Origin of the sequence: Leucobacter exalbidus, assembly GCF_017834145.1 — a bacterium.
Classification (GTDB): Bacteria; Actinomycetota; Actinomycetes; order Actinomycetales; family Microbacteriaceae; genus Leucobacter; species Leucobacter exalbidus.
In genome coordinates this window covers 2493990-2508517 of the sequence record NZ_JAFIDA010000001.1, presented here as the reverse complement: position 1 = coordinate 2508517, position 14528 = coordinate 2493990, and the positions used below count along the sequence as shown (strand labels likewise).

14 protein-coding genes are annotated in these 14528 nt (G+C 68.4%); 4 read left to right on the top strand and 10 right to left on the bottom strand.

Annotated features, from left to right (window positions below; translation table 11 throughout):
• Positions 1-64: 64 nt before the first annotated feature.
• Entirely contained in the window at positions 65-448 is a 384-nt protein-coding gene (locus tag JOF28_RS11370; RefSeq protein ID WP_342452161.1) for a sterol carrier family protein, read from the bottom strand.
• A 22-nt stretch (positions 449-470) separates the two neighbouring features.
• Here JOF28_RS11370 and purD point away from each other — a divergent pair, with 22 nt between their 5' ends.
• Positions 471-1724, top strand: coding sequence for a phosphoribosylamine--glycine ligase (gene purD, locus JOF28_RS11365; RefSeq protein WP_209705846.1), 1254 nt, complete (start codon positions 471-473; stop codon positions 1722-1724).
• A gap of 100 nt (positions 1725-1824) precedes the next feature.
• Here purD and JOF28_RS11360 read toward each other — a convergent pair whose 3' ends face one another.
• A complete protein-coding gene (locus JOF28_RS11360) occupies positions 1825-3030 on the bottom strand; it encodes an SRPBCC family protein (RefSeq protein ID WP_209705845.1) in 1206 nt (401 codons plus the stop codon).
• A 122-nt stretch (positions 3031-3152) separates the two neighbouring features.
• On the opposite strand from JOF28_RS11360, the gene JOF28_RS11355 reads away from it, so the two are divergent.
• The 3 genes from JOF28_RS11355 to purQ all read left to right on the top strand — a co-directional run bounded on the left by JOF28_RS11355 (position 3153) and on the right by purQ (position 5179).
• On the top strand, positions 3153-4070 hold the full coding sequence (locus tag JOF28_RS11355; RefSeq protein WP_342452160.1) for a phosphoribosylaminoimidazolesuccinocarboxamide synthase: 918 nt from the start codon (positions 3153-3155) through the stop codon (positions 4068-4070).
• A gap of 126 nt (positions 4071-4196) precedes the next feature.
• The gene (purS, locus tag JOF28_RS11350) at positions 4197-4475 is read left to right on the top strand and encodes a phosphoribosylformylglycinamidine synthase subunit PurS (protein ID WP_209705843.1); all 279 of its coding nucleotides are present in this window, start codon (positions 4197-4199) and stop codon (positions 4473-4475) included.
• Positions 4475-5179: a phosphoribosylformylglycinamidine synthase subunit PurQ gene (gene purQ, locus JOF28_RS11345; protein WP_209705842.1), complete on the top strand. Its 705-nt coding sequence runs from the start codon at positions 4475-4477 to the stop codon at positions 5177-5179. The genes purS and purQ overlap by 1 nt, the downstream gene beginning before the upstream one ends.
• A gap of 345 nt (positions 5180-5524) precedes the next feature.
• Here purQ and JOF28_RS11340 read toward each other — a convergent pair whose 3' ends face one another.
• The 8 genes from JOF28_RS11340 to hemE all read right to left on the bottom strand — a co-directional run bounded on the left by JOF28_RS11340 (position 5525) and on the right by hemE (position 14524).
• On the bottom strand, positions 5525-6928 hold the full coding sequence (locus tag JOF28_RS11340) for an aspartate aminotransferase family protein (protein ID WP_209705841.1): 1404 nt from the start codon (positions 6926-6928) through the stop codon (positions 5525-5527).
• A complete protein-coding gene (gene hemB, locus JOF28_RS11335) occupies positions 6925-7869 on the bottom strand; it encodes a porphobilinogen synthase (RefSeq protein WP_209707069.1) in 945 nt (314 codons plus the stop codon). Before hemB ends, JOF28_RS11340 begins: the two co-directional genes overlap by 4 nt.
• A 41-nt stretch (positions 7870-7910) precedes the next feature.
• Entirely contained in the window at positions 7911-8777 is an 867-nt protein-coding gene (locus JOF28_RS11330; protein ID WP_209705840.1) for a uroporphyrinogen-III synthase, read from the bottom strand.
• Entirely contained in the window at positions 8774-9850 is a 1077-nt protein-coding gene (hemC, locus tag JOF28_RS11325; RefSeq protein ID WP_209705839.1) for a hydroxymethylbilane synthase, read from the bottom strand. Before hemC ends, JOF28_RS11330 begins: the two co-directional genes overlap by 4 nt.
• The gene (locus JOF28_RS11320) at positions 9847-11037 is read right to left on the bottom strand and encodes a ferrochelatase (protein WP_209705838.1); all 1191 of its coding nucleotides are present in this window, start codon (positions 11035-11037) and stop codon (positions 9847-9849) included. The genes hemC and JOF28_RS11320 overlap by 4 nt, the downstream gene beginning before the upstream one ends.
• Entirely contained in the window at positions 11034-11741 is a 708-nt protein-coding gene (gene hemQ, locus JOF28_RS11315; RefSeq protein ID WP_209705837.1) for a hydrogen peroxide-dependent heme synthase, read from the bottom strand. The genes JOF28_RS11320 and hemQ overlap by 4 nt, the downstream gene beginning before the upstream one ends.
• A gap of 181 nt (positions 11742-11922) precedes the next feature.
• Complete coding sequence (locus JOF28_RS11310) at positions 11923-13413, bottom strand: protoporphyrinogen/coproporphyrinogen oxidase (protein WP_209705836.1); 1491 nt, start codon at positions 13411-13413, stop codon at positions 11923-11925.
• Positions 13400-14524, bottom strand: a complete 1125-nt coding sequence (hemE, locus tag JOF28_RS11305; protein ID WP_209705835.1) for a uroporphyrinogen decarboxylase — start codon at positions 14522-14524, stop codon at positions 13400-13402. Before hemE ends, JOF28_RS11310 begins: the two co-directional genes overlap by 14 nt.
• Positions 14525-14528: the final 4 nt, after the last annotated feature.

The following is a 14528-nucleotide window of genomic DNA, read 5'->3' as shown; positions in this document are numbered from 1 at the left end:
GCTCTAGCTGAGCGTCTCTGCGTCGACTGCGGGGGCCTGCGCGGGCGGCTGCGGAGGTGCTGGCTCAGGCTGTCGGCGTCGGCGCTTCAGCCGACCGCACGATCGGCAGCAGGCCGTCGAGCGTCGCCCGCGAGCCCGAGGCGATCACCCGGGCCGCAGCCATCGCGTCATCCCACCCCAACGCACCAGTTGCCAGCGCCAGCCAAGTCTCGGCGTCCATCTCGATGACGTTCGCGGGCGTGCCACGGGAGTGGCGCGGCCCCGCGACACACTGAGTCGCCCCAAACGGGGGCACCCGCACCTCAACCGAATTGCCCGGGGCGATCGCCGCGAGCTCCTCAAGCAAATACCTCACCGCGGTCGCCACAGCGGGTCGCGCGGCGCCTCCCGCCCGCACTATTGCGAGCGCTGCCCGGCCATCCTGGTCTGAAATTCTTCGTCGTGCCACACCCCCAGGATAGGCTGGGGCTGTGAAGATCCTCGTTTTGGGGCCGGGCGCCCGCGAACACGCCATCGTCCTTGCTCTCCTCGCTGAGACCGCCGACCATCAGATCGTTTGCGCGCCTGGAAACGCCGGCGTTGCCGCGAGCGGAGTTGAAGTCGCCGAGTTGGCGTACACCGACCCCGCCGTGGTGGCTGCTTTCGTTGCCGAGCGCGGCTTCGACCTCGTCATCATCGGGCCCGAGGCGCCGCTCGTCGCGGGCGTCGCTGACCCGCTGCGCGCAGCCGGGGTGGCCGTATTCGGCCCCGATCAGGCGGCTGCAGCCCTCGAGGGCTCGAAGGCGTTCGCGAAGCGCATCATGGATGAGGCCAACGTGCCCACCGGCCGCGCCGAGCGCGTTACCAGCGTTGAAGACGCCGCACGCGTGCTTGACGAATTCGGTGCCCCCTACGTGGTGAAGGCCGACGGCCTCGCCGCGGGCAAGGGCGTGCTCGTCACGAGCGATCGCGACGCTGCGCTGAACCACGTGGCCACTTGGGCCCCGCAGGGTGACGTGCTCGTTGAGGAGTTCCTTGACGGCCAAGAGGTTTCGCTGTTCTTCCTCGCCGATGGTCACAACGTATTGCCGCTGTCGCCCGCGCAAGATTACAAGCGCATCTTTGACGGCGACAAGGGCCCCAACACGGGCGGCATGGGTGCATACTCACCGCTGCCCTGGGTAGCCGATGACTTCGTCGAAGAAATCACCCGCACCGTCGCGGTGCCCACCGTGCGCCAGCTCGAGGCAGAGGGCACCCCGTTCGTCGGGCTGCTCTACTGCGGCCTGATCGTCACCGAAAAGGGTGTGCGCGTTATCGAGTTCAACGCACGCTTCGGTGACCCCGAGACGCAGGTTGTGTTGGCCCGCCTCGAGTCATCACTCAGCGAGTACCTGCTGGCCACGGCCGAGGGCCGGCTCGCAGAGCTTGAGGCACCGACGTTCTCGCCCGATCCGGCGGTCATCGTCGTTGTGGCGAGCGAGGGCTACCCCGAGACCGCGGCCACCGGCCGCGAGATCACGGGCCTCGAGGCAGCCGAAGCCGTTGAGGGCGTACACGTGGTGCACGCCGCCACTGAGCGCGGCGAGGGTGGCAGCTGGATCTCCACCGGCGGCCGCGTACTCGGCGTCGTAGCCCGTGGCGCAACGTTTGGCGAGGCACGCGAGCGCGCCTACGAAGCCGCAGCGCACATCAAGCTCGAAGGCTCGCAGCACCGCACCGATATCGCGGCGCGCGTCGCCTAACTGGTGACCGCGGCGAACACCACCGCGGTCACCAACGCAAAAGGTCGGGCCCAGCATCAGCTGGGCCCGACCTTTTGCATTGCAGCGGCAGTCTACGAAACTACAGCCCCCGAATGAGCGAGTCGAAATCGGGCTCGGCGTTGTCATCGTCGTCGTCGCCGTCTGCGGCGTTCTCGTCAGCGGCAGGCAACACGACAGCGTCTTCGATGATGATTTCTTCGACGACCACCGCGTCTTCAATATCTTCGCGGCCGCTCGCTGCGGCGGTGTCGCCAACAACTACGGGTTCTTCGAGCACGGCTGTTTTTTCGAGCAGCGAATCTGGGTGAGGCTGCGCTGACGAGGCCGATTCGGTAGGCGGGCCGGGAAGCACGAGCGGCACCAGACCTTCGTCCTCGGGGGCATCATCTGTGCGCACTGGCACGCGCTCCTTCTCGACTACCGCAGCGTGGAAAAACTCAGGGGCCTGCACCGCAATGGGCCCGGTCACGAGTTCGAGGTGGTCACCCACAGCGGGTTCTGCTTCAACTTCAACAGCGGCCTCGGCGAGCAAGTTCTCGTCGTCTTCGGCGAGCTCGCCATCGATCTCGAGCGGAGCAAGCTCAAGTTCAGCAGCTTCAGCAGCGGCCTGCGCCTCAGCAGAAATCGCTGAGTCGTCAGCTGCGTCGATAGCTGTGTTGTCTGCTGCATCGTTGGCGGCAACCTCGGCGGCAGCGTCGTCTGCGGTCGGCGCCGCATCGGCAGCCACCGCACCCACGACACCGGCTGCAACGCCAGCAGCGGCACCCGCTCCAGCTCCAGCTCCAGCTGTGTTCTCCGACTGCCCCTCTGCAACGGCGGCACGAGCATCGAGATCCACTTCAACGAGGCTGGCTTCAGCGAGCGCGTCGACAAACCGGCTCCAGTCGTAACCGGCTTCGGCAGCGCGCGCTGCGCCCTCGCGCAGGGCATCAAACCCGGTCTCGGTGACGGTCACGCCCGTGTGGTACCCCTGTGATCTGAGGGTGACGAGCACGGCGGTGCCACGCTCTTCATCCTCGGTCTTCCACGAGAACCCCAGCGCGTGCCCGGCAACCCACACGTCAACGGCGCCCACGAGATCGCGGCTCAGCGACTCAGCATCAGCGTCTTCGCCGTCGGCATTAGCGCCCACGCGCTGCGCCTGCACCGAGCCGCCCAGGCCGGCATCAAACTGCAGCGGCTCCCACCATTGAGCGCGCAGGCTCGGATCGGTGAGGTACGCCCACACCATTGCACGTGAGGCTTTTGTTCGGCTTCTCGCAACGACCGGGCCCAGCGGAATCATAGTGCTCCTTCGTCAACCTCTGCGGGCACACACCCGTGATGTTTCCTATTGAGAACTTTAGTCGAAAAGGATTGCCGAGGCCTGGGGACGCGCGGCACCGCAGAGAGTGCGAGAATGGACAGGTGACTGAGCTTCCCACTCCCAAGCCTCTGCCCGGATGGACCCACATTTACTCGGGCAAGGTGCGTGACCTCTACGTCCCCGAGAACGGTCCCGATTCGTACCTCCTCGTGGTCGCGAGCAACCGCATTAGCGCGTTCGACTTCGTACTCGAGCCCCCCATCGAGGGCAAGGGCGCGGTGCTCACGGCGCTGTCGAACTGGTGGTTCGAGCAGATCGACGTACCCAACCACCTCGTGCCCCACGTGCCCGAGCTCCCCGAGATTCCGGCCGATGTTGCCCCGCGCGCAATGCTCACCCGCAAGCTCGAGATGTACCCCATCGAGTGCGTGGTGCGCGGTGCGCTCACCGGCTCGGGCTTTGCTGAATACCAGCAGCTCGGTTCGGTCTGCGGCATCGAGCTGCCCGCGGGTATGCAAGACGGCGACCAGCTCGATCCCCCGATCTACACGCCCGCTTACAAGGCGCCGCTCGGCGAGCACGACGAGAACATCACCTACGAACGCAGCGTCGAGCTCGTGGGTGCCGAGGTTGCGCAGGCACTGCGCGACACTTCGATTCGCATTTTCACCGAGGCCCGTGCCCTCGCTGCTTCGCGCGGCGTCGTACTCGCCGACACGAAGTTTGAGTTTGGCCGCGACCCGCGCACCGGCGAAATGGTGCTCGCTGACGAGGTGCTCACGAGCGACTCTTCGCGCTACTGGGATTCGGCGCGCTACGCCGACGAGACGCTGCCGCGCGCTGAGCGCTTGGCCTCGTTCGATAAGCAGATCGTGCGCAACTGGCTCGCTGCGAACTGGGACAAGCAGGGCACTCCCCCGGTACTCCCCGCCGAAATCATCGAGCAGACCCTCGGCCAGTACAGCGAACTGTTCGATCGCCTCGCGGGTTCTGCTGATCCGGATCAACCCACCGCATAGACCCACGAGCCGCCGCCCCGCGCGGTTCGTCCCCCACCAGCAACCCCCTCGCGGGCGCGGCGGAATTCTGCCGCCCCCGATGTGCGAGAATTAAACCAAGCTTCACACAAGAAACGGAGATCCCGGGTGCCCAAGATTGTCGTTGATGTCATGCCGAAGGCCGAACTGCTCGATCCCCAGGGCAAGGCCACTACTGGCGCCCTAGCTCGGCTCGGTTATGAAAAGTTTCAGAACGTGCGCGTTGGCAAGCGTTTTGAGTTCACCGTAGAAGGCGAAGTTACCTCTGAGGTACTCGCCGAGGTGTGCAAGGTTGCAGACGAGATTCTGTCGAACGACGTGATTGAGGACGTCGTCGCAATCACCGTCGACGACGAGCTCATCGAGCTCGAGGACGAGGCCGAATAATGTCGGCCCGCATTGGTGTCGTAACTTTCCCCGGGTCGCTTGACGACCGCGATGCCCAGCGTGCCATTCGCATTGCTGGCGCAGAGCCCGTTGCCCTGTGGCACGCCGATCACGACCTCCAGGGTGTCGACGCGATCGTGCTGCCCGGTGGGTTCAGCTACGGCGATTACCTGCGCCCCGGCGCGATCGCTGCAATTGCACCGATCATGACCGAGGTTGTTGCAGCCGCAAACGCGGGCATGCCCGTGCTGGGCATTTGCAACGGCTTCCAGGTACTCGTTGAGGCTCATCTGCTTCCTGGCGGTCTGATTCGCAACGCACACCAGCAGTTCATTCGCCGCGATCAGAAGCTGATCGTTGAGAACGCTGACACCGCGTGGACGCACCGCTTCACCAAGGGTGAAGAGATTGTCATCCCGCTGAAGAACGGTGACGGCGGCTACATCGCGAACGACGAGACGCTCAAGCGCCTCGAGGGCGACGGCCTCATCGCTTTCCGCTACGCCGGTGTGAACCCCAACGGTTCGGTCAATGACATTGCAGGGCTCACCAACGAGCGCGGCAACGTTGTCGGCCTGATGCCGCACCCCGAGCACGCTGTCGAGGCCGGTTTTGGCCCCGACACGCCCGACGCTATGCGTTCGGGCCTTGATGGTCTGCGCTTCTTCGAAGCGGCCGTTGAGGCGCTCACCGCGCGCATCTAAGCACGGTGTGAAAGAGCTTCGGCCCAGGGTTTTCCCTGGGCCGAAGCTTTTTTGTGTTTTGGGGGTGCCTCACGCGAAGCCCATTTCGCTAGGCGCAGAGATTTCATGCCGCCCAGTTGATTTGGGTGATATTCATCTGGTTCTGGTCAAATCTCTGACCGTAGCGAAAGCCCACCCCTGCAGTGCCCAGCTTCGACCTGCCCGCCCTTCCCTGAGCTGACCTGCCCCGCGCATCAAAAAAGGAAGTTTCAGTAAGTCCGGAGGAAACCGGCTGATTCCTCCGGAGTTACTGAAACTTCCTGTCAGGGGTGGCCGCTGCCCCTAAAAGAGGCTGCAGCCACCCGACTACAGCGCGGGAACCGCCGCCGCGGCCGCGGCCGCCGCCGGCAGAGCCGCACGGATGTGCGCCAGCGCGGCCTCATCGTGGGCCGCCGTCACAAACCAGGCCTCGAAGGGGCTCGGGGGCAGCGACACACCGTTCTCAAGCATCGCGGTGAAGAACGCGCGGTACCGATCGGTGTGCTGGGCCTGCGCGGTGGCATAATCCAGCACCGGCGCGGCAGTGCCCAGGGTTGGCTCACCAGCCGCACCAGCACCAGCACCAGCCGCACTCACTTCGCCGCGACCGAAGAACACACTGAACAGCGTGCCAGCGGTCTGCACCACGTGCGCCACACCGGCCTCGGTGAGCGCCGCGCTGACCATCGCCTGCACCTGTTCTGATGCAGCAGCTAGACGTGCGTAGGCCGCATCATCGGCGCCGCGCAGCGTGGCCAACCCAGCGGCCACCGCCACCGGATTACCCGACAGCGTGCCGCCCTGGTAGACCGGCCCCATGGGGGCCAGCAGCTCCATCAGCGAGGCGCGCCCGCCCACAGCGGCGAGCGGCAGACCTCCGCCCACAACCTTGCCGAAGGTGACCAGGTCGGGCGTTGCCGCCTGTTCCACACCCCAGTAGCCAGCGGGGCCAGACCTAAACCCGGTGAGCACCTCATCGCTGATCACCAGCGCACCGTGACGGTGGCACAGCTCGGTCAGCGCGGCGGTGAACCCCGCGGCGGGCGGCACGACGCCCATATTGCAGGCGGCCGCTTCGGTGATCACGGTGGCGATTTGGTCGCCGTGGCTTGCGAAAGCTTCTTCGAGTGCGCCCAGATCGTTGTAGGGCAGCACGATGGTCTGACCGGCGGTCTCGGGGGTGACCCCGGCAGACCCGGGGAGCCCGAGGGTGGCGAGGCCTGATCCGGCAGCCGCAAGCAGCCCGTCGGAGTGGCCGTGGTAGTGACCCGCGAACTTCACAATCAGCGGGCGGCCGGTGGCCGCGCGCGCGATTCTGATCGCCGTCATGGTGGCCTCGGTGCCCGTCGACACGAAGCGCAGGCGCTCGGCGTGCGGCACCCGGGCGGTGATTTCTTCGGCGAGTTCGGCCTCGAGCGGGTGCGATGCCCCAAACCCAAGCCCCTGCGCCGCGGCCTGCTGCACCGCAGCGATCACGTCGGGGTGCGCGTGCCCGAGTAGCGCCGGGCCCCACGCAGCTACGAGGTCGACGTAGTCGTGCCCGTCGGCGCAGGTCACCCATGCGCCGCGCCCCTTCACGAAGAAGCGTGGGGTACCACCGACCGAGCCGAAGTCGCGCACGGGCGAGTTCACGCCGCCCACGATCACCTGGCTTGCGCGCGCGGCGAGGCCGGCGCTGACGGGGGCTGATCCGGCGCTCACGGGAGCGGGTGCTGAAATGTGCGCGCTCATCGCAGCCACCCCGCGAGCTCGAGTGCGAAGTACGTGAGCACAGCATCGGCGCCCGCGCGGCGGATGCTCACGATGGACTCCTCGATGGCGGCGCGGCGGTCGATCCAGCCGTTGGCGGCTGCGGCCTCGATCATCGCGGCCTCGCCCGACACCTGGTAGGCCCACACGGGCACGGGGCTCATCTCGGCGACGTCTGAAAGCACGTCGAGGTAGGTCGAGGCGGGCTTCACCATCACGATGTCGGCGCCCTCGTTGATATCGAGGGCGGCCTCGCGCACGCCCTCGCGGCGGTTCGCGGGATCCTGCTGGTAGCCGCGGCGATTGCCCGACAGCTGCGAGTCAACTGCCTCGCGGAACGGCCCGTAGAACGCCGAGGCATACTTCGCCGAGTACGCCAGAATCGCGGTGTCTGCGTGACCCGCCTCATCGAGCGCAGTGCGCACGGCGGCGACCTGGCCGTCCATCATGCCCGAGACGCCGAGCACCGCGGCGCCCGCACGGGCCTGCGTGATGGCGATGGCTTCGTAGCGGGTGAGGGTGGCGTCGTTATCGACCTCGCCCGCGGCATCGAGCACGCCGCAGTGGCCGTGGTCGGTGAACTCGTCGAGGCACAGGTCGGCCTGCACCACAAGCTGGTCGCCGGCTTCTTCGTGCACGGCCGCGATCGCGAGGTTCAGAATGCCCTCGGGGTGATCGGCCTGGCTGCCGATCGCATCGCGCGTGGCGGGCACGCCAAACAGCATGATGCCGCCGATACCCGCCGCAACAGCGTCGCGCGCGACCTGGCGCACCGACTCGAGTGTGTGCTGCATCACACCGGGCATGGCTTCGATGGGGCGCGGTGCATCAAGCCCCTCGCGCACAAACACCGGCAGAATCAGCTCGGCGGGGTGCACGCGGGTCTCGGCCGCGAGGCGCCGCAGCGCCGGGGTGCGGCGCATGCGGCGCGGCCTGATCCCCAAGCCGCTGTCGAATGAGGAAGTCATCGGTTGTCTCCTTGGTGCGTGTGTTCGTATGATTCGCGGGCGCCCTCGATCAGCGCGACGGCGACCGCGTCGAGCAGCCCGTCGGTGGTTGAGGTGACGGCGATGCTGTCGGCGCGCAGGCCGGCCGCGGTGAGCGCGCGGGCCGTGGGGGCCCCGATCGCGGCGATGTGGGTGGCGGGCGGCAGCGGAGCCAATCGCGCCGCAATCGCGCGGGCCGCCGAACCGCTCGTGGCGAGCACGACGTCGAATGCTGCGGCTGCCGCGCGTTCGCGCAGCCCCGCAATTTCGTCGGTGACGGCGGTCGTGTACGCGCCGACGCGATCGACCAGGTACCCGGCCTCAACGAGCGCACGCTCGACGGTGTCGTCGGCGAGATCTGAGACGGGCAGCAAAATGCGCACGGGCGCCGCGGCCGGGTGGCCCGCGGGCTGAGTGGACGCACGCTGCTCCGGATCAGGCAGTGCCGCCAACAGTGATTCGGCGAGACCGCGCCCAGAGTAGTCGCGGCCGGGCATCACGTGGAGGGGAAACCCGATCGCTTGAATCGCGGCCGCAGTGACGGGGCCCACGGCCGCCGTCTTCGCCTGCGGCTTGGGCTGAATACCGGCCGCTTCGAGCGCGGTGGCCGTGGTCGCGCTGGTGACAACGATCCAGTCGTACTCGCCCGCGTTCCACCGCGCCACCGCGGCCGCGAAGGCTGCGGGGTCTGCCGGAGGGGCCGTTTCGAGCAGGGGTGCGATCGTGGGGATTCCGCCGCGGGCCACGATTTTGTCGTGCAGTGCGGCGCCCAGGTCACCGCCTCGCGGAATCAGAATGCGCAGCCCCCGCAGCGAAAGGAGGGGCTGTTTCACGTGCGCGATCATCGCGTGGCTCCTGAGTCAGAGGTTTCAGTGACGGTGTCGGCCGAGGCCTGGACTGAGAGCGTCATCACGCCGAGGGTGCCCGGCGGGGCGAGTTCGATGGCGCCGCCCTGCAGCAGCTGCTGTGCCACGTCAACGCCGAGCTGCGCCGCGGCGAGCTGGTCGTCAGGTTGAGCACCCCATGCTGCGGTGCGCGTTTCGGTGAGCTGTTCGCTGCCGTCAACGCGGTACACCTCGCCCGTGAGCACGAGCTGGTCACCGTCGCAGCGAGCCCACGCGCCCACCGGGGCCTGGCACCCGGCTTCGAGCCCCGCGAGAATGCTGCGCTCGGCGAGTGCACACGCGCGCGCTTCGGCGTCGTCGAGCGCGGCGAGCCCCGCCGCGATGGCGGTGCTCGTCTCGGTTGAGCGCGCCTCGACCGCGAGCGCGCCCTGCCCCGGCGCCGCCGGTGCCCGATCGAGCTCGAAATATTCGGTGATGGCGGCGTCGCGGCCAATGCGAATGAGGCCTGCAGCGGCCAGCACAACCGCGTCGAGGTCAGCGCCCACGCGCGCAAGCCGCGAATCGACGTTACCGCGCAGGTCGCACACCTCGAGGTCGGGCCGCATACGCAGAATCTGGGCGGCGCGACGCGGGGATCCGGTGCCAACACGAGCGCCCGCAGGCAGCTCAGCGAGGGTCAGCCCATCGCGCGCGCACAGTGCGTCGCGCGCGTCGGCCCGCTCGGGAATCGCGCCCAGGATGATGCCGGGGCACTCGCCCGTGGGCAGATCCTTCAGCGAGTGCACGGCGAGATCGCACTGCCCTGCGATGAGGGCGTCGCGCAGGGCGCTCACAAACACCCCGGTGCCACCGAGCTGCGCGAGCGGGGCGGTCGACACGTCGCCCTTGGTCGTGATGATGACGAGCGCGACCTCGCTGCCGGTCGCCTGCGCAATGCGGCGGGCCACCCCGGTGGTTTGGGTGACGGCGAGGGCGCTGCCTCGCGTGCCCACCCGGATCAGGCCGTCGCGGGCCGCAAGCGGGCCGCGAACTACGGCAATCTCGGCGGCGTCTTCGAGCGGTGTCTGGGTCATTGGTGGGCCTCTGCTGATTGCGCGTGAGCAGCCCGGTTCAGGCGCGCCGCAGCGGCGGCCGCGCGAGCCGGTGTCTCGCAGCAGCCAGCGCCGCAGACGTCAAACCACGGGCCGAGATTCGTGCGCGACGGGCGATCTGCCACGGCGGTGCCGTCGCGGCGCTCAAGCACCAGATCGATGAGGCCCGCAACGTACACGGGGTCGATGCCGGGGGTTGGCACGCGCACCGCGGCAAGCCCCAGCTCAGCGCAGGTATCGAGGGCCTCGGTGTCGAGATCCCACAGCACCTCCATGTGATCGCTCACGAATCCGACGGGCACGATCACCACGCCGCGCACGCCCTGCGCGGGCAGCTCGGCGATAGCGTCGTTGATGTCGGGCTCGAGCCACGGCTGCGAGGGCGGGCCGCTGCGCGACTGGTACGCGAGCTCCCAGGTCACGCCGGGGCACGCGGCCGCAGCGATTTCGGCGGCGGCCGCCAGGTGCTGTGCCTCGTAGGCGCCCTGGCCCGCGAGCGCCTCATGATCGGGGCCGAAAGCGCCCGAGTATGAATTGGGCACCGAGTGCGTGGTGAAGATCACGCGCACGTCGCGGGCGGCCTCGAGATCGGGTTCGCGTACGAGCAGCTCGGCGATCGAGCGGCGCGTGGCGGTGATCCAGGGGTCGAGAAACCCGGGGTGGTCAAAGTAGGGGCGCACCTTGTCGACGACGAGGCGCGGGCGCTCGGTTGCGGTGTTGATGCCGGCGAGGGCTTCGTCGAGGTTCTCCTGGTACTGGCGGCACCCCGAGTACGACGCGAACGCGCTCGTCGGCAGCACCAGCACTCGCTCGTGGCCCTGGGCGGCAGCATCGCCCAGCACCTCGGGCAGGTAGGGCGCCCAGTTGCGGTTGCCCCACAGCACCGGCAGCTCGATGCCACGGCGCTCAAGTTCGGCCTGCAACGCGTCGCGCAGCTGCCGGTTCTGTTCGTTGATCGGGCTGACGCCGCCAAAGTGGCGGTAGTGATGGGCCACCTCTTCGAGGCGCTCATCGGGGATGCCGCGGCCGCGCGTCACATTGCGCAGAAACGGAATCACATCGTCTTGTCCCTCGGGCCCGCCAAAGCCGAGCAGCACGAGGGCGTCATAGGCGTGGGCCTCGGTGTCGAACTGGGCGGTGGGCGCAGTGAGCACGGTCTGCAGTGTCATCGGATTACCTCGGCAACCTCGGCCGTCGTCACCCGGCGGCCCGTGTAGAAGGGGGTTTCTTCGCGCATGTGGCGGCGCGCATCGGTGGCGCGCAGGGCACGCATCAGGTCAACGAGCTCGGTGAGATCGTCTGACTCGAGCGGCAGCAGCCACTCGTAGTCGCCGAGCGCGAACGATGACACCGTGTTTGCGACGACGCCACGAAACTCGGCGCCCTTGCGGCCGTGGTCGGCGAGCATGCGACGGCGCTCGGCCTCGGGCAGCAGGTACCACTCGGTGTCGCGCACGAAGGGGTAGAGCACGAGCCAGTCACGCGCGGCCTCGCCGCGCAAGAACCCTGGCACATGTGCCCGGTTGAACTCGGCGTCACGGTGCACACCGAGGGCATTCCAGGTGGGCAGCAGGCCCGCGATCAGCGCGGTGCGACGCAGCACCCGCAGTGCCGATTGCAGCCCCTCGGCGGTATCGCCGTGCAACCAGACCATCAGGTCGGCGTCAGCGCGCAGCCCCGACACGTCATACCAGCCGCGCAGTGTCACACCCGAGGCGGTAACCGCGTCGACCGCCGCCGTTAGTTCTGCGGTGCCCGCAGCGGCGTCACCAGCTGTGCCCGCTGCCGCGGGGTCGCGGCGAAACACCGCCCAGAGGGTGTAACCCGACGGTGACTGTTCACCGGTCTGTTCCATGACGGGATGACTGGTCATGAGGTTGATTCCTTTCAACTGCGAAGAAGATACAGCGTGAAACTGGCTAATACGGTGAGATGGCGGGAGCGCTATTCATGCGGGATGAAGCGGCTCGGGCCGTAGAAGTTTGGGGAGTTTGAGGAGTTTGAGGTGAGGAAGATTGGGGTGAGGAAGATTGGGGTGAGGAGGAGGCCGCGGGTCACGGGTTTCGCTGGTGGACCGGCTGCCTAGCGAGCACGTCACGCGCGGTGCGACGGGCGTGAGGCACCACGCTCGCGAGCCCGGTGCCGGCCACCGCTTCGCCCGTGCAGAACAGGCCCGGCGGCAGTTGCGGGGCGTCAGCTCGCCCGGGGATCACCCACCGCGCACGCTCGTGAGCCACCAGCGATGCGGGGGCGAGTGGCACGCCCAGCACCTCACCGGCGTCTCGCAACGCGAGCGCCGCCGATTCGACATCGTTCAGCGGCGCGGTCGCAGGCGATCGGCCCCGCGTGCCGTAGGAGAGCCGCAGCACGTGGCGCCCGGCGGGCGCTGCGTCACGCAGCCACGCCCACTTGGCGGTGGCGTGGGTGAGCGCTTTCGCCGCGATGCGCGGGTGCCCCGGTCGAATCAGAGCACCCGTGCCGCGCGGAAACTGGTCGAGCTGTGCCTCGTCGACCACGAGCGTGACCGTTTCGACCGCAATTTCAGCGGTCGGCGCGGCGGGCGCGGTCGGACCGGTCGGCACGGTCGGCGCCGTCGGCGCAGCCCCCGGCTGAGCGAGCAATCGAGTCGCTTCTCGCGGCGCAATCGCAAGCACGATCGCGGCGGCCTCGGCTGAGCCACCGGCCCAGCTGGCGCGCCACCGTGACGGTGCCTCGGCTCCAGGGCTCGCCGCCACACCGGCTGCTGCATCCGACGCGGCCCCGCTGAGCGCGTTCGCCGAAGCTTCGGCCGGCGCCACGCTGTCGACCGGGGCGTCGGTGACCACGGTCACGCCGAGGTCGCGCAGGTCGGCGTCGAGCGCGGCGATGAGCCCCTGCATGCCCCCGGTGAGGCTGGCGACGGCCCCGCCAGCGGCGAGCCGCGACGCACGCACTTCGCGGGCGGCGCGCACGAGCGAGCCCGATCGTTCATAGGCCGCGGCAAGCTCAGCTTGTGCCGCGAACGGCAGCGTCTCGGGCGACGCCGAGTACACGCCCTCGGTCACGGGTGCGACGAGCTGGGTGAGCGCACGCACGCCGAGACGGTCGCGGGTCACGCTCGCAACCGAGGCCCCGGGGTCGTGACTGCTGCGTGGGCGCCAGGGCTCGCAAGCCACGCGGCACGCGGCAGCAAAGCCGATCGCGCGAATCGTGGCCGCGCTCAGCGGGCGCGCGGGAATCCCCAGCACACCAGATTCGGGCAGCGGATGAGCCGCCTGATTCGTAATCACCCACGCCGGATCGCGCCGCGGCGCCACGATGTGGTTGCCCAGCCCGAGCTCGGCGAGCAGCATATGCACGTCCCCCGTGCGGGTCGCAAAGGCTTCGGCGCCCAGTTCGACGGGCAGCCCGGCGAGCCGCGATCCGCGCACTCGCCCGCCGAGGCGCGGGCCTCGTTCGACGAGGCCGACGCGCTGCCCTGCGCGAGCGAGATCGCGCGCGGTGACGAGGCCGGCGACGCCGCCCCCGATCACCAGCGCGTCGAATTCTCGGTCACAAACGGGCACTGTGCACCCGTTCGACAATGCCGGTGAGTCGATCTGGGTCGGTCTCGGGCGGCACCCCGTGCCCCAGGTTCACAATGTGCGCGGGCGCGGCCTCACCTTGGGCGAGCACGTCGTCAACGTGCGCATCGAGCTGGGTTTGGGGCGCCTGCAGCAGCGCCGGATCAATGTTTCCCTGCAGCGGGAAACGCCCCCCGAGTCGGGTGTTGGCTTCGTTGAGCGGGGTGCGCCAATCAACGCCGATCGCGTGACCCGCGGTCTCGCCGAGCGCTTCGAGCAGGTGGCCTGATCCGACGGCGAAGTGGATTGTGGGCACCTGCATGGGCTGCGCGGTGTAGCCCTCGGCTTCGGCATCGCGGTAGTGCAGCGCGTTCACCCGTTCGAGGGTGTGGCGCGAAGCCGGGGCAACGTGTGTGCGGTAGTCGTCGACCGAGAGCGAGCCCGCCCACGAATCGAACAGCTGCACGGCACTCGCGCCCGCCTGTACCTGGGCTTCGAGGAACACTCCGCTGAGTTCGGCGGCCCACGCGGTGAGCTCGGCCCACGCGGCGGGGTCTGCGTGCATCAGGGTGCGAGCGCGCATGTGGTCCTTCGACGGGCCACCCTCGACGAGGTAGGCCGCGAGCGTGAACGGTGCGCCGGCGAAGCCGATCAGCGGGGTGCTGCCCAGTTCGTCGGTGGCCAGGCGCACGGCCTCGGTGATCGGTGCGAGGTTTTCGCGCAGCCGCTCGACCGTGCACTCGCGGCGCAGCGTTGCGATATCTGCTGCGGTGCGGGCGGGCTCTGCGAACACCGGGCCGCGACCGGCCACGAGTTCGACGGGCACGCCGGCGAGCTTCAGCGGCACGATGATGTCGCTGAAGAATACCGCGGCGTCAACGCCGTGGCGCCGCACCGGCTGGCAGGTGATCTCTGCTGCGGTGGCGGGGTCGAGGCAGCACTCGATCATGTCGCGGCCCGTGCGCAGTGCGCGGTACTCGGGCAGCGATCGGCCGGCCTGGCGCATAAACCAAACCGGAGTGTGTGCGCCGCGTACGCCCTGAATGGCGCGCACCAGCGAAGAAGTAGTTGTGCGTCCATCCACCAAGGGGTGGGACCCTGTAAGCTCGTTCATCAGA

What these genes read in the sequence shown, in the direction of transcription:
- JOF28_RS11340 (WP_209705841.1), bottom strand. Translation starts at nt 6,928, where the DNA reads ATGAGCGCGCACATTTCAGCACCCGCTCCCGTGAGCGCCGGATCAGCC.
- hemB (WP_209707069.1), bottom strand. Translation starts at nt 7,869, where the DNA reads ATGCGCCGCACCCCGGCGCTGCGGCGCCTCGCGGCCGAGACCCGCGTG.
- hemE (WP_209705835.1), bottom strand. Translation starts at nt 14,524, where the DNA reads ATGAACGAGCTTACAGGGTCCCACCCCTTGGTGGATGGACGCACAACT.
- hemQ (WP_209705837.1), bottom strand. Translation starts at nt 11,741, where the DNA reads ATGACCAGTCATCCCGTCATGGAACAGACCGGTGAACAGTCACCGTCG.
- JOF28_RS11320 (WP_209705838.1), bottom strand. Translation starts at nt 11,037, where the DNA reads ATGACACTGCAGACCGTGCTCACTGCGCCCACCGCCCAGTTCGACACC.
- JOF28_RS11360 (WP_209705845.1), bottom strand. Translation starts at nt 3,030, where the DNA reads ATGATTCCGCTGGGCCCGGTCGTTGCGAGAAGCCGAACAAAAGCCTCA.
- purQ (WP_209705842.1), top strand. Translation starts at nt 4,475, where the DNA reads ATGTCGGCCCGCATTGGTGTCGTAACTTTCCCCGGGTCGCTTGACGAC.
- hemC (WP_209705839.1), bottom strand. Translation starts at nt 9,850, where the DNA reads ATGACCCAGACACCGCTCGAAGACGCCGCCGAGATTGCCGTAGTTCGC.
- JOF28_RS11330 (WP_209705840.1), bottom strand. Translation starts at nt 8,777, where the DNA reads ATGATCGCGCACGTGAAACAGCCCCTCCTTTCGCTGCGGGGGCTGCGC.